Source organism: Enterobacter cloacae complex sp. CARB60 (assembly GCF_036487345.1).
GTDB classification, from domain to species: domain Bacteria; phylum Pseudomonadota; class Gammaproteobacteria; order Enterobacterales; family Enterobacteriaceae; genus Enterobacter; species Enterobacter asburiae_D.
In genome coordinates this window covers 3,871,010-3,887,151 of sequence record NZ_JAZKLC010000002.1, presented here as the reverse complement: position 1 = coordinate 3,887,151, position 16,142 = coordinate 3,871,010, and the positions used below count along the sequence as shown (strand labels likewise).

The 16,142-nt window shown below is 55.8% G+C and carries 11 protein-coding genes; 6 read left to right on the top strand and 5 right to left on the bottom strand.

Annotated features, from left to right (window positions below):
- The first annotated feature begins 25 nt into the window (after positions 1 to 25).
- The 3 genes from aceE (at position 26) to lpdA (ending at position 6,193) form a co-directional block, all read left to right on the top strand.
- Entirely contained in the window at positions 26 to 2,689 is a 2,664-nt protein-coding gene (gene aceE, locus V4835_RS19690; RefSeq protein ID WP_331413365.1) for a pyruvate dehydrogenase (acetyl-transferring), homodimeric type, read from the top strand.
- A gap of 14 nt (positions 2,690 to 2,703) precedes the next feature.
- Positions 2,704 to 4,593: a pyruvate dehydrogenase complex dihydrolipoyllysine-residue acetyltransferase gene (aceF, locus tag V4835_RS19685; protein ID WP_331413364.1), complete on the top strand. Its 1,890-nt coding sequence runs from the start codon at positions 2,704 to 2,706 to the stop codon at positions 4,591 to 4,593.
- Positions 4,594 to 4,768: 175 nt separating this feature from the next.
- The gene (gene lpdA / locus V4835_RS19680; protein WP_003856313.1) at positions 4,769 to 6,193 is read left to right on the top strand and encodes a dihydrolipoyl dehydrogenase; all 1,425 of its coding nucleotides are present in this window, start codon (positions 4,769 to 4,771) and stop codon (positions 6,191 to 6,193) included.
- Positions 6,194 to 6,246: 53 nt separating this feature from the next.
- Here the strand turns inward: lpdA and V4835_RS19675 are convergent, their stop codons facing one another.
- Together V4835_RS19675 and V4835_RS19670 are read right to left on the bottom strand one after the other, a co-directional pair.
- Positions 6,247 to 7,038, bottom strand: a complete 792-nt coding sequence (locus V4835_RS19675; protein WP_331413363.1) for a DUF2950 family protein — start codon at positions 7,036 to 7,038, stop codon at positions 6,247 to 6,249.
- A 10-nt stretch (positions 7,039 to 7,048) separates the two neighbouring features.
- Positions 7,049 to 8,605, bottom strand: coding sequence for a DUF3300 domain-containing protein (locus V4835_RS19670; RefSeq protein ID WP_331413362.1), 1,557 nt, complete (start codon positions 8,603 to 8,605; stop codon positions 7,049 to 7,051).
- Between the two features lie 398 nt (positions 8,606 to 9,003).
- On the opposite strand from V4835_RS19670, the gene acnB reads away from it, so the two are divergent.
- Complete coding sequence (gene acnB, locus V4835_RS19665) at positions 9,004 to 11,601, top strand: bifunctional aconitate hydratase 2/2-methylisocitrate dehydratase (protein WP_331413360.1); 2,598 nt, start codon at positions 9,004 to 9,006, stop codon at positions 11,599 to 11,601.
- Between the two features lie 246 nt (positions 11,602 to 11,847).
- A complete protein-coding gene (gene yacL / locus V4835_RS19660; RefSeq protein WP_331413358.1) occupies positions 11,848 to 12,210 on the top strand; it encodes a protein YacL in 363 nt (120 codons plus the stop codon).
- 31 nt (positions 12,211 to 12,241) lie between these two features.
- On the opposite strand, the gene speD is transcribed toward yacL, so the two are convergent.
- From speD to V4835_RS19645, 3 genes are all read right to left on the bottom strand, one after another.
- Complete coding sequence (speD, locus tag V4835_RS19655) at positions 12,242 to 13,036, bottom strand: adenosylmethionine decarboxylase (RefSeq protein ID WP_023334531.1); 795 nt, start codon at positions 13,034 to 13,036, stop codon at positions 12,242 to 12,244.
- Positions 13,037 to 13,921, bottom strand: a complete 885-nt coding sequence (speE, locus tag V4835_RS19650) for a polyamine aminopropyltransferase (protein ID WP_331413357.1) — start codon at positions 13,919 to 13,921, stop codon at positions 13,037 to 13,039.
- Positions 13,922 to 14,035: 114 nt separating this feature from the next.
- Positions 14,036 to 14,383: a YacC family pilotin-like protein gene (locus V4835_RS19645; RefSeq protein WP_063143386.1), complete on the bottom strand. Its 348-nt coding sequence runs from the start codon at positions 14,381 to 14,383 to the stop codon at positions 14,036 to 14,038.
- Between the two features lie 145 nt (positions 14,384 to 14,528).
- Here V4835_RS19645 and cueO point away from each other — a divergent pair, with 145 nt between their 5' ends.
- Positions 14,529 to 16,097, top strand: a complete 1,569-nt coding sequence (gene cueO / locus V4835_RS19640; RefSeq protein ID WP_331413356.1) for a multicopper oxidase CueO — start codon at positions 14,529 to 14,531, stop codon at positions 16,095 to 16,097.
- Positions 16,098 to 16,142: the final 45 nt, after the last annotated feature.

Sequence of the window (16,142 nt, the reverse complement as noted above, 5' to 3'; positions counted from 1 at the left end):
TATTAGATAGATAAGGAATACCCCCATGTCAGAACGTCTCCAAAATGACGTGGATCCGATCGAAACTCGCGACTGGCTACAGGCGATCGAATCGGTCATCCGTGAAGAAGGTGTTGAGCGCGCTCAGTATCTGATTGATCAGCTGCTTTCTGAAGCCCGCAAAGGCGGTGTGAAGGTTGCTTCAGGTGCAGGGGCTAGCAACTACGTAAACACGATTGCCGTCGAAGACGAACCGGAATACCCGGGCAATCTGGATCTGGAACGTCGTATCCGTTCTGCAATCCGCTGGAACGCCATCATGACCGTTCTGCGCGCATCCAAGAAAGACCTGGAACTGGGTGGCCACATGGCGTCCTTCCAGTCTTCTGCGACCGTTTACGAAGTGTGCTTCAACCACTTCTTCCGTGCAGCGAACGAGAAAGACGGCGGCGATCTGGTGTACTTCCAGGGCCACATCTCTCCGGGCATCTATGCACGTGCATTCCTGGAAGGTCGTCTGACTGAAGAGCAGATGAACAACTTCCGTCAGGAAGTTCACGGTAAAGGTCTGTCTTCTTACCCGCACCCTAAACTGATGCCTGAATTCTGGCAGTTCCCGACCGTATCTATGGGTCTGGGTCCAATCGGTGCGATCTATCAGGCTAAATTCCTGAAATATCTGGAACACCGTGGTCTGAAAGACACCTCTGAGCAGACCGTTTACGCCTTCCTGGGCGACGGCGAAATGGATGAGCCAGAATCCAAAGGTGCGATCACCATCGCTACCCGTGAGAAGCTGGACAACCTGTGCTTCATCATCAACTGTAACCTGCAGCGTCTGGATGGTCCGGTAACCGGCAACGGCAAGATCATCAACGAACTGGAAGGCATCTTCGCGGGTGCTGGCTGGAACGTGATCAAGGTCATGTGGGGCGGTCGTTGGGATGAGCTGCTGCGTAAAGACACCAGCGGTAAGCTGATCCAGCTGATGAACGAAACCGTTGACGGCGACTACCAGACCTTCAAATCCAAAGACGGTGCCTACGTTCGCGAGCACTTCTTCGGCAAATACCCTGAAACCGCAGCACTGGTTGCAGACTGGACTGACGAGCAGATCTGGGCTCTGAACCGCGGTGGTCACGATCCGAAGAAAGTCTACGCTGCACTGAAAAAAGCGCGTGAAACCAAAGGTAAAGCGACTGTAATCCTGGCCCACACCATCAAAGGTTACGGCATGGGTGATACCGCAGAAGGTAAAAACATCGCTCACCAGGTTAAGAAAATGAACATGGACGGCGTGCGTTATATCCGCGACCGTTTCAACGTTCCAGTGACCGATGAGCAGGTAGAAAACCTGTCTTACATCACCTTCCCGGAAGGCTCTGAAGAGCACAAGTACCTGCACGAACGTCGTCAGGCGCTGAAAGGCTACCTGCCGGCTCGTCAGCCAAACTTCACCGAGAAGCTGGAACTGCCAGCGCTGGAAGATTTCTCTCAGCTGCTGGAAGAGCAGAACAAAGAGATCTCTACCACTATCGCTTTCGTTCGTGCCCTGAACGTGATGCTGAAGAACAAGTCGATCAAAGATCGCCTGGTTCCAATCATCGCCGACGAAGCGCGTACTTTCGGTATGGAAGGTCTGTTCCGTCAGATCGGTATCTACAGCCCGAACGGCCAGCAGTACACCCCGCAGGACCGTGAGCAGGTTGCATACTACAAAGAAGACGAGAAAGGTCAGATCCTGCAGGAAGGTATCAACGAGCTGGGCGCAGGCGCATCCTGGCTGGCTGCTGCGACCTCTTACAGCACCAACAACCTGCCGATGATCCCGTTCTACATTTACTACTCCATGTTCGGGTTCCAGCGTATCGGTGACCTGTGCTGGCAGGCAGGCGACCAGCAGGCTCGCGGCTTCCTGGTAGGCGGTACCTCCGGTCGTACGACCCTGAACGGTGAAGGTCTGCAGCACGAAGATGGCCACAGCCACATTCAGTCTCTGACTATCCCTAACTGTATCTCTTACGACCCGTCTTACGCGTACGAAGTGGCAGTCATCATGCATGACGGTCTGCAGCGCATGTACGGTGAAGCGCAAGAGAACATTTACTACTACATCACCACCCTGAACGAAAACTACCACATGCCGGCAATGCCAGCAGGTGCCGAGGAAGGTATCCGTAAAGGTATCTACAAACTCGAAACCCTCGAAGGTCGCAAAGGTAAAGTTCAGCTGCTGGGCTCCGGTTCTATCCTGCGTCACGTACGTGAAGCGGCACAGATCCTGGCGAAAGACTACGGTGTGGGTTCCGATGTGTACTCTGTGACTTCCTTCACTGAACTGGCGCGCGACGGCCAGGATTGTGAGCGTTGGAACATGCTGCACCCAATGGAAACCCCACGCGTTCCGTACATCGCTCAGGTGATGAACGACGCGCCAGCGGTGGCGTCTACTGACTATATGAAACTGTTCGCAGAGCAGGTTCGTACTTACGTTCCAGCTGATGATTATCGCGTTCTGGGTACTGACGGCTTCGGTCGTTCTGACAGCCGCGAAAACCTGCGTCACCACTTCGAAGTTGATGCTTCTTACGTGGTTGTAGCAGCACTGGGCGAACTGGCTAAACGTGGCGAAATCGATAAGAAAGTGGTTGCGGACGCAATCACCAAATTCAACATCGATGCAGAAAAAGTTAACCCGCGTCTGGCGTAAGAGGTAAAAGAATAATGGCTATCGAAATCAATGTACCGGACATCGGGGCTGATGAAGTTGAAATCACCGAGATCCTGGTCAAAGTAGGCGACAAAGTTGAAGCTGAACAGTCGCTGATCACCGTAGAAGGCGACAAAGCCTCTATGGAAGTCCCGTCTCCTCAGGCTGGCATCGTTAAAGAGATCAAAGTCTCTGTTGGCGATAAAACCGAGACCGGCAAACTGATCATGATTTTCGATTCCGCCGACGGTGCAGCAGCTGCTGCACCTGCGCAGGAAGAGAAGAAAGCCGCTCCGGCTGCCGCTGCTCCAGCAGCTGCCGCGAGCGCGAAAGAAGTCAACGTGCCTGACATCGGCGGTGACGAAGTTGAAGTCACTGAAATCCTGGTGAAAGTGGGCGACACCGTTGCGGCCGAGCAGTCACTGATCACCGTAGAAGGCGACAAAGCCTCTATGGAAGTGCCAGCTCCGTTCGCCGGTACCGTTAAAGAGATCAAGATCAACACCGGCGACAAAGTGTCTACCGGCTCCCTGATCATGGTCTTCGAAGTGGCGGGTGCTGCGCCTGCCGCCGCGCCAGCGCAGGCCGCTGCTCCGGCTCCGGCTGCTGCACCAGCAGCTGCTGGCGGCGCGAAAGACGTTAACGTACCGGACATCGGCGGTGACGAAGTTGAAGTGACCGAAGTGATGGTGAAAGTGGGCGACAAAGTTGCCGCTGAACAGTCACTGATCACCGTTGAAGGCGACAAGGCTTCCATGGAAGTGCCTGCGCCGTTCGCGGGCACCGTTAAAGAGATCAAAATCAGCACCGGCGACAAAGTGTCTACCGGCTCTCTGATCATGGTCTTCGAAGTGGAAGGCGCTGCGCCTGCCGCAGCTCCGGCTGCCGCTCCAGCACCTGCTGCTGCACCGGCTCAGGCTGCTAAACCAGCCGCTGCCCCTGCTGCTAAAGCAGAAAAATCTGAGTTCGCTGAAAACGACGCTTACGTCCACGCTACCCCGCTGATTCGTCGCCTGGCGCGCGAATTCGGTGTAAACCTGGCGAAAGTGAAAGGGACCGGCCGTAAGGGTCGTATCCTGCGCGAAGACGTTCAGACCTACGTGAAAGACGCGGTGAAACGCGCCGAAGCTGCACCTTCTGCAGCCGCTGGCGGCGGTATCCCGGGCATGCTGCCATGGCCGAAAGTGGACTTCAGCAAGTTCGGCGAAATCGAAGAAGTGGAGCTGGGCCGCATCCAGAAAATCTCTGGTGCTAACCTGAGCCGTAACTGGGTGATGATCCCGCACGTTACGCACTTCGACAAAACCGATATCACCGATCTGGAAGCGTTCCGCAAACAGCAGAACGCCGAAGCTGAGAAGCGCAAACTGGACGTGAAATTCACCCCAGTCGTCTTCATCATGAAAGCCGTTGCCGCTGCCCTTGAGCAGATGCCGCGCTTCAACAGCTCCCTGTCCGAAGACGGTCAGAAGCTGACGCTGAAGAAATACATCAACATCGGTGTTGCGGTTGATACGCCAAATGGTCTGGTTGTTCCGGTCTTCAAAGACGTGAACAAGAAGAGCATCACTGAGCTGTCCCGTGAACTGACCGTGATCTCCAAGAAAGCGCGTGATGGTAAGCTGACTGCCGGCGAAATGCAGGGCGGCTGCTTCACTATCTCCAGCATCGGCGGCCTGGGTACCACCCACTTCGCGCCGATCGTGAACGCGCCGGAAGTGGCTATCCTCGGTGTGTCCAAGTCCGCGATGGAGCCAGTGTGGAATGGCAAAGAGTTCGTGCCGCGTCTGATGATGCCAATCTCTCTGTCCTTCGACCACCGCGTGATCGACGGTGCTGATGGTGCGCGCTTCATCACCATCATCAACAACACCCTGAGCGACATTCGCCGCCTGGTGATGTAATCGAAAAGCCGGCCAATCGGCCGGCTTTTTTCTGATAATCTCATGGAGTTTGTGAGGTTATTGGCGAAAGCGACAATTCGTGAGCCGTTTGTTGTTTCAAAATTGTTAACAATTTTGTAAACTGCGGGCGGATAGAACGACCCGGTGGACGACGGGTATAAATTAAGAGGTCATGATGAGCACAGAAATCAAAACTCAGGTCGTAGTACTTGGGGCAGGCCCAGCAGGTTACTCCGCAGCATTCCGCGCAGCGGATTTAGGTCTGGAAACCGTCATCGTAGAACGTTACAGCACCCTCGGCGGTGTTTGTCTGAACGTCGGCTGTATCCCTTCTAAAGCGCTGCTGCACGTAGCGAAAGTTATCGAAGAAGCCAAAGCGCTGGCTGAACACGGTATCGTCTTCGGCGAGCCGAAAACCGATATCGACAAAATTCGTACCTGGAAAGAGAAAGTTATCACTCAGCTGACCGGCGGTCTGGCGGGTATGGCCAAAGGCCGTAAGGTAAAAGTGGTAAACGGTCTGGGTAAATTCACCGGTGCGAACACCCTGGAAGTGGAAGGTGAAAACGGCAAAACCGTGATCAACTTCGACAACGCGATCATCGCGGCAGGCTCTCGCCCAATCGAACTGCCATTCATTCCGCATGAAGATCCACGCGTGTGGGATTCCACCGATGCACTGGAGCTGAAAACCGTTCCTAAGCGTCTGCTGGTCATGGGCGGCGGTATCATCGGTCTGGAAATGGGTACCGTGTACCATGCGCTGGGTTCAGAGATCGACGTGGTTGAAATGTTCGACCAGGTTATCCCGGCCGCTGACAAAGACATCGTTAAAGTCTTCACCAAACGCATCAGCAAAAAATTCAACCTGATGCTGGAAACCAAAGTGACTGCCGTTGAAGCGAAAGAAGACGGTATTTACGTTTCCATGGAAGGCAAAAAAGCCCCATCCGAACCACAGCGTTACGACGCCGTGCTGGTGGCTATCGGCCGTGTGCCGAACGGTAAAAACCTCGACGCGGGCAAAGCTGGCGTGGAAGTGGACGACCGTGGCTTTATCCGCGTTGACAAACAGCTGCGCACTAACGTGCCGCACATCTTTGCTATCGGCGATATCGTCGGTCAGCCAATGCTGGCACACAAAGGTGTTCACGAAGGTCACGTTGCCGCTGAAGTTATCGCCGGCATGAAGCACTACTTCGATCCGAAAGTCATCCCATCTATCGCGTATACCGAGCCAGAAGTGGCATGGGTGGGTCTGACCGAGAAAGAAGCGAAAGAGAAAGGCATCAGCTACGAAACCGCCACCTTCCCGTGGGCTGCTTCTGGCCGTGCTATCGCGTCCGACTGCGCTGACGGTATGACCAAACTGATCTTCGACAAAGAGACTCACCGCGTTATCGGTGGTGCGATTGTCGGTACCAACGGCGGCGAGCTGCTGGGTGAAATCGGTCTGGCTATCGAAATGGGCTGCGACGCTGAAGACATCGCGCTGACCATCCACGCTCACCCGACTCTGCACGAGTCTGTTGGCCTGGCGGCAGAAGTGTTTGAAGGCAGCATCACCGACCTGCCAAACGCGAAAGCGAAGAAGAAATAAGTTTCTTCAGATAAAAAAAAGCGGCCATAGGCCGCTTTTTTTATGCGCTGCGTTTAGGGTGCCACCGGCTGCCAGGTTTTATCAGGGCTATAGGCGGCTAGCGCCTGGGCTTTTTGCTCTGAATCGCTGCCGAGATCGGACTGGTACACCTTGTCATCCTGGTTTATCACAAAGCTCATTACGCCCGTCTGACCATAGCTGACCGGCCAGGCAACCATCGCGAAACCGTGATTATCCGGCAGAATTCGAAAGCGATAGCCGTGATAGCCGGTACCTGGCTCTTTCGGGCTAAACGCCGGGCCGAGGGGGCTGGGCGCTTCGCCGGGCGAGGCTGGCCAGTACAAACCGTCTTTTTTGCCTTTCGAGCTGACAATCTTCTGCGCGTATGTCTGGTTCATCGCAAAATAGCTTTGCTGTGCATCAACATAGGCATGTAAGGCTTCAATGGCGGCGAGCTCGTTACGCCCAATTTCGCGGGTCAGGATCTCTTCAGCCCCTTCTTTGATATCGAACTGCCAGCCGGCAGCGGTTTTGATCACCGGGATGGGAAGCTGCCAGCCGCTGTCTCCGACAACCAGATGCGCCGTATCCCCTTCGACAACCGTGTTGTGACGGACGTTCCAGTCGCGCAGGAAGCGGTCGACCGCATCCGGATCAACGCCTTCAGGGGGCAGAAAATCGCGCCAGTTTTCTCCAAGCAGGTTGGTCATCGCGCTCTCATTTTGCTCACTAATGGCTTTGGTCAGCGCATCGGTTGCCCGATCGGGTGTGCTAAAGGACTGCTGCGCCATCACCGAGGCCGAAAGCATGAACAACACCATTCCACTGAGTAGTTTACTTTTCATGTCGGTTCCCTTAGCGATGTCGAATTTCACGGCGTTCACTACGTCCACCAGATGCCTGACGCGGCTGCTGCTGGCGGGCAGCGAGCTGTCTGCTTTGCGCACCGCGCTGCTGCTGCGCCTGCCAGTTCGCGGAGCGGCTGTCGTTACCGCTCAGCGCATTGGCCCGCGGCTGACTGTTTCGCTGCTGGAGAGAGCGTTGCTGCGCGGGCTGCGAAGCCCGCTTCTCTTGTCTCTGCGCGGTGGTCTGGCGGTTTTCTCGCTGCTGCGCGGTGCTCCGCTTCGCCGTCTGCGGTTTGGTGTCGTAGCCACGGTAGTTGTTGCGCTGCGAAATCTGCTTCAGCTGTTCGCTTGAGGCCTGACGCTGCACATCTTTCGTTCCGGTGCGCGCCGTTTGGGGGAAGGTTTTGCCCGTGGATTTTTCCATCTGGCTCAGCGCGGCCTGACGCTGGCTATCGCGGTTAACCGGTTTTTGCTGCGTTGAGCTGAGCCCTGTCGCCGTGCTGGTGGAGTGGAAGCGAGAGTTGAGCTGGTTAGTCGGGTAGGGCACGCCTTCCCGATAGGCCGGGTTGTGCTGCCAGGTGCGGTTGGCGTCCGTCAGACGCTGTCCGCTGATTTTATTGAAGTTCTCAACGTTGATATTGATATTGTTATCACCGTTGCGGTTATAGCCGCCGTGATTATCCCCGTCGCCATGGTGATGATCCCAGTCATCGTCATCATCCCAGTCGATGTTGCTGAAGATGGCATAGGTTGTGGCAACGCCCAGGCTGAAGCCTAAACCGTTTACGAAGCTGTTGCCAAACTGCTCCCCGGGTGTAGGCGGGAGATAGGTGGGCGGATAGGCGGTGTTTGGCCAGGTCCCGTAAACCGTATTGGGGTTATAGGTAGGGACGTAAACCACCTGCGGATCGGCAGATTCAATTTTGATTACCGTTGGGGCGGGCGCGGACGTCGTGGCTGTCGTTGTCTCAGTGGTGCTGGTTTTCGCTGGGGCCGGTTTTGTCACGGTGGTGACCGTCTGCTGAGGCGTGGATTGTAAAGCGCCGGTCTTCTGCGCCAGCGCGCGCAGGCGCTGAACGGAATCCATCACGTCCTTCGGCTGCGCGAGAAACGCATCACCCAGATTTTGTACCCACGGCGGGTTTTCACCCATCAGGGACATAAGCTGAGGAAACGCGACCAGCGATTTTACGCTGGGATCCCAGGGCTGGCTGGCAACGGCCTGAATCGCGGCGTCTCCTTCCATTTTAGGGTTGTCTTTGGACCACTGCGCCGCCTGGATCACGTTGGCCGGATAGGTCGACGCCATTAAAATTTGCGACAGCAGGGCATCCGGGTAGAGCGCGATGGGAGCAACCCATTGATCGATTTGCGCGGCAGTGTAGGTTGGCGCGACAACAGGGGCGGGCAGGGCTGCGGCAGGCGCAGGTGCAGCCGGTTGTTGTGCGACGGGAGCCGGCGCAGCGGGCTCCGTGGCGCGGCCTTTGACAAACATCACGCCTGAGGCGGCAAACAGCCCGGCACTGCACAGAAGGACGAGCAGATGTGGCTTTAAGGGCAACTTCATAAAATGACTCCAACGAGACAAGCGCTGTGCCGTGAGGCGTTACGGTTGGCGTGAGTATTATTCACCCGTCTTTTACTGTTTTGACTTTTATTGGGAAGCGTCCGGTACATCCGGATAAAGAGTGTGTGCATTTATTACACAATTATATCTGATGGAGAAAAAACTGAAGCGTCACGGTGCATAAGAAACCGCATAACGATGCCCTAAGTCGTCGCTACACCATGCTTAACGATTCAGCAAATTTTTTAATGTTGCTTTTTGTAAACGGATTAACACTGTGTAGAAATCCTGCTATGCTGCCCGACGCGGTATCGGGCATTTACCCTACAAACTGCTGTCTCACAGGAGCGTGAAGAGAACGCCCGCCGCATATGACAATGAGAGCGAGGAGAACCGTCGTGCTAGAAGAATACCGTAAGCACGTAGCAGAACGTGCCGCCGAGGGAATTGTACCCAAACCTTTAGATGCAACCCAAATGGCCGCGCTCGTCGAGCTGCTGAAGAACCCGCCCAAGGGCGAAGAAGAATTCCTGTTAGATCTGCTGATCAACCGCGTACCGCCTGGCGTAGATGAAGCTGCCTACGTAAAAGCCGGATTCCTTGCTGCTATCGCCAAAGGCGAAGCCACCTCCCCACTGGTTACTCCTGAAAAAGCCATTGAACTGCTCGGCACCATGCAGGGTGGTTACAACATTCATCCGCTGATTGACGCGCTGGACAACGACAAGCTGGCACCGATTGCCGCTAAAGCGCTCTCTTCCACGCTGCTGATGTTCGATAACTTCTACGATGTAGAAGAAAAAGCCAAAGCAGGCAACGTCTATGCGAAGCAGGTGATGCAGTCCTGGGCTGATGCCGAATGGTTCCTGAACCGTCCTGCTCTGGCTGAAAAAATCACCGTTACCGTCTTTAAAGTGACCGGTGAAACCAACACCGATGACCTCTCTCCGGCACCGGACGCGTGGTCTCGCCCGGATATCCCTCTGCACGCCCTGGCGATGCTGAAAAACGCCCGTGAAGGTATTGAGCCGGATCAGCCGGGCAGCGTCGGTCCAATCAAACAGATCGAAGCCCTGCAGGAGAAAGGTTACCCGCTGGCCTACGTGGGCGACGTTGTGGGTACCGGTTCTTCCCGTAAGTCCGCAACCAACTCCGTGCTGTGGTTCATGGGCGACGACATCCCTCACGTGCCGAACAAGCGCGGCGGCGGCCTGTGCCTCGGCGGTAAAATTGCACCGATCTTCTTCAACACCATGGAAGATGCGGGCGCACTGCCAATCGAAGTCGACGTGAATAACCTGAACATGGGCGACGTGATTGACGTCTATCCGTTCAAAGGCGAAGTGCGTAACCACGAGACCAACGAACTGCTGGCAAGCTTCGAGCTGAAAACCGACGTGCTGATCGACGAAGTGCGCGCCGGTGGCCGTATTCCGCTGATCATCGGTCGTGGCCTGACCACCAAAGCGCGTGAAGCGCTGGGTCTGCCGCACTCCGACGTTTTCCGTCAGGCGAAAGACGTGGCGGAAAGCAGCCGCGGCTACTCTCTGGCGCAGAAAATGGTCGGTCGCGCATGCGGCGTCGCCGGCGTGCGTCCGGGCGCATACTGCGAACCGAAGATGACCTCCGTGGGCTCTCAGGATACCACTGGCCCAATGACCCGTGACGAACTGAAAGACTTGGCGTGCCTGGGCTTCTCGTCTGACCTGGTAATGCAGTCCTTCTGCCACACGGCGGCCTATCCGAAGCCGGTTGACGTGACCACGCACCACACGCTGCCAGACTTCATCATGAACCGCGGCGGCGTGTCCCTGCGTCCGGGTGACGGCGTCATCCACTCCTGGCTGAACCGCATGCTGCTGCCGGATACCGTGGGTACCGGCGGTGACTCCCATACCCGTTTCCCAATCGGTATCTCCTTCCCGGCGGGCTCTGGTCTGGTGGCGTTTGCTGCTGCGACCGGCGTGATGCCGCTGGATATGCCGGAATCGGTGCTGGTGCGCTTCAAAGGTAAAATGCAGCCGGGTATCACCCTGCGCGACCTGGTTCACGCGATCCCGCTGTATGCGATTAAACAGGGCCTGCTGACCGTTGAGAAGAAAGGGAAGAAAAACATCTTCTCTGGCCGCATCCTGGAAATTGAAGGTCTGCCGGATCTGAAAGTTGAGCAGGCGTTCGAGCTGACCGATGCCTCCGCCGAGCGTTCTGCGGCGGGCTGTACCATCAAGCTGAACAAAGAGCCGATTATTGAGTATCTGAGCTCTAACATCGTGCTGCTGAAGTGGATGATTGCAGAAGGCTACGGCGACCGTCGTACGCTCGAGCGTCGTATCCAGGGCATGGAAAAATGGCTGGCCGATCCGCAGCTGCTGGAAGCCGATGCTGACGCAGACTACGCGGCGGTGATCGACATCGATCTGGCGGATATCAAAGAGCCAATCCTGTGTGCACCGAACGATCCGGACGACGCGCGTCCGCTGTCTGAGGTTCAGGGCGAGAAGATCGACGAAGTGTTTATCGGCTCCTGCATGACCAACATCGGTCACTTCCGTGCTGCCGGTAAGCTGCTGGATACCCACAAAGGCCAGCTGCCAACCCGTCTGTGGGTGGCGCCGCCAACCCGTATGGACGCGGCTCAGCTGACCGAAGAGGGCTACTACAGCGTGTTTGGTAAGAGCGGTGCGCGTATCGAAATCCCTGGCTGTTCCCTGTGCATGGGCAACCAGGCGCGCGTAGCCGACGGTGCGACGGTGGTCTCCACCTCTACCCGTAACTTCCCGAACCGTTTAGGTACCGGTGCGAACGTCTTCCTGGCCTCTGCGGAGCTGGCGGCGGTTGCGGCGCTGATCGGCAAACTGCCAACGCCGGAAGAGTACCAGACCTTTGTGGCTCAGGTGGATAAGACTGCGGTGGATACCTATCGCTATCTGAACTTCGACCAGCTCTCTCAGTACACCGAGAAGGCCGACGGGGTTATCTTCCAGACCGCGGTATAAACAGCAAAACCGTCTCATAGAGACGGTTTTTAGTGTTTGCACCCTCTCCCGTGGGAGAGGGACGGGGTGAGGGCATCAGGCCGCTCCGCACCTGACCCATTGCCCGGTGGCGCTTCGCTTACCGGGCCTACAAAACCCATCGCAACGTCGGTGGGTTTTTTTATTTTCATTCCTCCCACCTCTCACGCTTTTTTTCTTCCTCGCTGCTGCGATAATTACCCTAATGGCTTTGCAGAGGAAAACACTATGGATTACGAATTTCTGCGCGACATCACCGGAGTGGTGAAAGTGCGTATGTCGATGGGCCACGAAGCCGTTGGACACTGGTTTAACGAAGAGGTGAAAGATAATCTCGCACTTCTTGATGAGGTTGAACAGGCGGCAAATACGGTGAAAGGCAGTGAACGCTCCTGGCAGCGCGCCGGGCATGAATACACGCTGTGGATGGACGGTGAAGAGGTGATGGTGCGCGCCAACCAGCTCGAGTTTTCAGGCGATGAGATGGAAGAGGGAATGAGCTACTACGACGAAGAGAGCCTGTCGATGTGCGGCGTGGAAGACTTCCTTCAGGTAGTGAACGCATACCGCGACTTCATGAAACAGAAATAACAGACCGGAGCATCCCTGCTCCGGTTTACGTTTACACGGCCGGAATATTACGGCCGTAGTAGATCTCGCGCATCTCTTTCCAGAGCAGGTCAGTAATCGCCTTACGCTCTTCTTCGCTCAAATCTTCCGGCTTCGTGTGGAACATATAGTGCTTAAGGTCGAATTCCTTCAGTAACATCTTGGTATGGAAGATGTTTTCCTGATACACGTTCACGTCCATCATGTCGTACAGCGATTTCATGTCGTCGGACATAAAGTTCTGAATAGAGTTAATCTCATGGTCGATGAAGTGCTTCATGCCGTTGATATCACGGGTAAAACCACGCACGCGATAGTCAATGGTGACGATGTCCGATTCCAACTGGTGGATTAAATAGTTCAGCGCGTTCAGCGGGGAAATCACGCCGCAGGTCGACACTTCGATATCGGCGCGGAACGTACACAGCCCACCTTCCGGGTGACTCTCCGGGTAGGTATGGACGCAGATATGGCTTTTATCAAGGTGGGCAACAACCACTTCCGGCAGCGGGCCCGGATGTTCCGTTTTGTCTATAAGCTTAGGATCGACCGGCTCTTCGCTGACCAGTATGGTCACGCTGGCGCCCTGGGGTTCATAATCCTGCCGGGCGATGTTCAGGATGTTTGCGCCGATAATGGAACAGGTTTCTGACAGGATCTCGGTCAGACGGTTGGCGTTGTAGAGTTCGTCTATATAGGCGATGTAACCATCGCGTTCTTCCGCTGTTTTGGCATAGCAGATATCGTAAATACAAAAACTCAGGCTTTTCGTCAGGTTGTTAAAGCCATGCAGTTTAAGCTTTTTCAATTAGCTCACCCCCTTAGTGGATAATGCGTCCTGCAGGTACTGCGGCAGGGCAAACGCTGCGGTGTGAATTGCCGGATTGTAGTATCGGCACTGAAGACCGGCCTGATGGAAGCGGGCCTGATGGAAGCGGGCCTGAATAATTTCGGTGGAGAGATGACGTAATACGTCGTTATCCGTCGCCCAGGCAAAGGTCATGATCCCGCCGTAGTACGTCGGAATAGCCGCCTGATAGAAGCTGACATCATCGAAATAGGTGCTTAGCTTACGATGGCTGTCGAGCGCCTCATCCTGCTGCAGGAAGCAGACGCCATTTTGTGCGACGAAGATCCCGCCCGGGTTCAGGCAGCGCTTGCAGCCTTCGTAGAAGGAGGAGGTAAACAGCGACGCGCCGGGGCCGATAGGGTCGGTGCAGTCGGAGATAATAACGTCAAAGGTCTGCGAGGTCTGGTTAACAAAGTTAACGCCGTCGTCAATCACCAGGCTAAAGCGCGGATCGTCATAGCTACCGGCGTTGTGGTTGGGCAGGTACTGGCGGCAGAAAGAGACGACGCCCGCATCGATTTCCACCATGGTGATGGTTTCAATGGAACGATGGCGGGAAACTTCACGCAGCATTGCGCCGTCGCCACCGCCGATAATCAGGACATGCTTCGCGTGACCGTGCGCCAGCAGCGGGACGTGGGTCATCATCTCATGATAGATAAACTCATCTCGCTCGGTCGTTTGCACGACGCCGTCCAGCGCCATGACGCGGCCAAAGGCGGCATTCTCGAAGATGATCAGATCCTGGTGATCGGTTTTCTCATGATAGAGCACGTTATCAACGGCAAAATACTGACCAAACTGGTCATGCAGTGTTTCATGCCACAACGTGTGGTCGGCCATAGCGAACTCCTCCTGTGTAAACATCCATTACGCTCACAAAAAATGAGCGAAACATGATAGCTAACTCTAACCGTGGTTGCACGGTCAGAGGTTCAACAGGGGGCGTCGGGAAGGTTATTTCACGTAGGCGAGCAGGCTGAGTGAATCACGAGCCAGCGCTTTGCATTTTTTGACAGTGGGAATACCAATACCGCTTAAGTCACGGTAGCTGTCTTCGCCGAGCGCCTTCATGTCGAAGCTGTCGTAGTTGCTGAGATCCCACTGGTTTTGCTGGGCAAAAAAGACCAGCGCGCGGCGAATTTGCCCGTTGGGTAAATTCTGGTAGCCACAATCATTTTTCAGGAATACAAAAACCGCCGTTAAATCGGCCATATCTTCCGCTTCATTTTCACTTAGCGCATAGCTGTTCGCACACATTGCCATCAGGCTACCGAACAAAATTGTCCTGAAAAACGTCTTCATTGCTTCTACCACTTCTTCACGGAAAATTAACGTTAGCATACTTGATGCCGGTGCGACGATCTTTATTATTGCCGCTTGACTTGACCTTCCGGTAAGGGGAGGGTTTATGCTCAAAAGATCGCCTGCTGGAAATAAGGAAATGAACATGCAACGTCGTGATTTTTTAAAATATTCCGCTGTGCTGGGGGCTGCCAGCGCATTACCTCTCTGGAGCCGCGCGGTTTTCGCGGCTGACAGGCCTGCCTTACCCATTCCTGACTTACTGACCGCTGACGCCCGCAGCCGTATCCAGCTTGTGGTTCAGGCCGGTAAAACGATGTTTGGCGCGCACAACGCCACGACGTGGGGCTATAACGGCAATTTGCTCGGTCCGGCGCTTCAGCTACGTAAAGGGAAAGCGGTGACGGTGGATATCCACAACACGCTCGCCGAAGAGACGACGCTGCACTGGCACGGGCTGGAAGTGCCGGGCGAGGTGGACGGTGGGCCGCAGGGCGTAATCAAAGCGGGCGGCACGCGCAGCGTCACCTTTACGCCTGACCAGCGCGCGGCGACCTGCTGGTTCCACCCGCATCAGCATGGCAAAACGGGCCATCAGGTGGCTATGGGACTGGCGGGGCTGGTGCTGATTGAAGACGACGAAAGCCGTCTGCTGCGCCTGCCGAAACAGTGGGGCATCGATGACGTTCCGGTGATTGTGCAGGACAAGAAATTCAACGCTGACGGGCAAATTGACTACCAGCTGGACGTGATGAGTGCGGCGGTAGGCTGGTTTGGCGACACGCTGCTGACCAACGGCGCTATCTACCCGCAGTACGCGGCGCCGAAAGGCTGGCTGCGCCTGCGCCTGCTCAACGGCTGTAACGCACGCTCGCTCAATTTCGCCACCAGCGATAAACGGCCGCTGTACGTGGTAGCGAGCGACGGCGGCCTGCTGCCGGAGCCGGTGAAGGTGAGCGAGCTGCCGATGCTCATGGGGGAACGCTTTGAGGTGCTGGTGGATATCAGCGACGGCAAGCCGTTTGACCTCGTAACGCTGCCGGTTAGCCAGATGGGGATGGCGGTCGCACCGTTTGATAAGCCGCATCCGGTGCTGCGTATTCAGCCATTGCTGGTGGCCGCTTCCGGCACGCTGCCTGATACGTTAACCACGCTGCCAGCACTCCCGTCGCTTGACGGGCTTACGCAACGCAAGCTGCAGCTCTCCATGAACCCGATGCTCGATATGATGGGCATGCAGGCGCTGATGGCGAAATATGGCGATAAGGCGATGGCGGGGATGCGCCACGGGCAGATGATGGGCCACATGAATATGGACCACGGCAAAATGGGCGGCATGGGGAACATGAATCACGGCGATCACGGCTTTGATTTCCACAACGCCAATACGATCAACGGCAAAGCGTTCGACATGAACACGCCGATGTTTGCTGCCGCGAAAGGGCAGTTTGAGCGCTGGGTGATTTCAGGCGAAGGGGACATGATGCTGCACCCGTTCCACATCCACGGTACCCAGTTCCGCATTCTTTCTGAGAACGGCAAAGCGCCGGATGCGCACCGCGCGGGCTGGAAAGATACGGTGAAAGTGGAAGGCGGCGTCAGCGAGGTGCTGGTGAAGTTTGACCACGACGCGCCGAAGGAGTTTGCCTATATGGCGCACTGCCACCTGCTGGAGCATGAGGATACGGGGATGATGCTCGGTTTCACTGTTTAAAACAGTGCGGCCTGATGCCCTCACCCTGGCCCTCTCCCACGGGGA

Bases quoted from the DNA above. Each gene is read 5' to 3' on its own strand.
- V4835_RS19645 (WP_063143386.1), bottom strand. From the start codon at position 14,383: ATGAAGACGTTTTTCAGGACAATTTTGTTCGGTAGCCTGATGGCAATG.
- aceE (WP_331413365.1), top strand. From the start codon at position 26: ATGTCAGAACGTCTCCAAAATGACGTGGATCCGATCGAAACTCGCGAC.
- lpdA (WP_003856313.1), top strand. From the start codon at position 4,769: ATGAGCACAGAAATCAAAACTCAGGTCGTAGTACTTGGGGCAGGCCCA.
- V4835_RS19670 (WP_331413362.1), bottom strand. From the start codon at position 8,605: ATGAAGTTGCCCTTAAAGCCACATCTGCTCGTCCTTCTGTGCAGTGCC.
- aceF (WP_331413364.1), top strand. From the start codon at position 2,704: ATGGCTATCGAAATCAATGTACCGGACATCGGGGCTGATGAAGTTGAA.
- yacL (WP_331413358.1), top strand. From the start codon at position 11,848: ATGGATTACGAATTTCTGCGCGACATCACCGGAGTGGTGAAAGTGCGT.
- V4835_RS19675 (WP_331413363.1), bottom strand. From the start codon at position 7,038: ATGAAAAGTAAACTACTCAGTGGAATGGTGTTGTTCATGCTTTCGGCC.
- speE (WP_331413357.1), bottom strand. From the start codon at position 13,921: ATGGCCGACCACACGTTGTGGCATGAAACACTGCATGACCAGTTTGGT.
- cueO (WP_331413356.1), top strand. From the start codon at position 14,529: ATGCAACGTCGTGATTTTTTAAAATATTCCGCTGTGCTGGGGGCTGCC.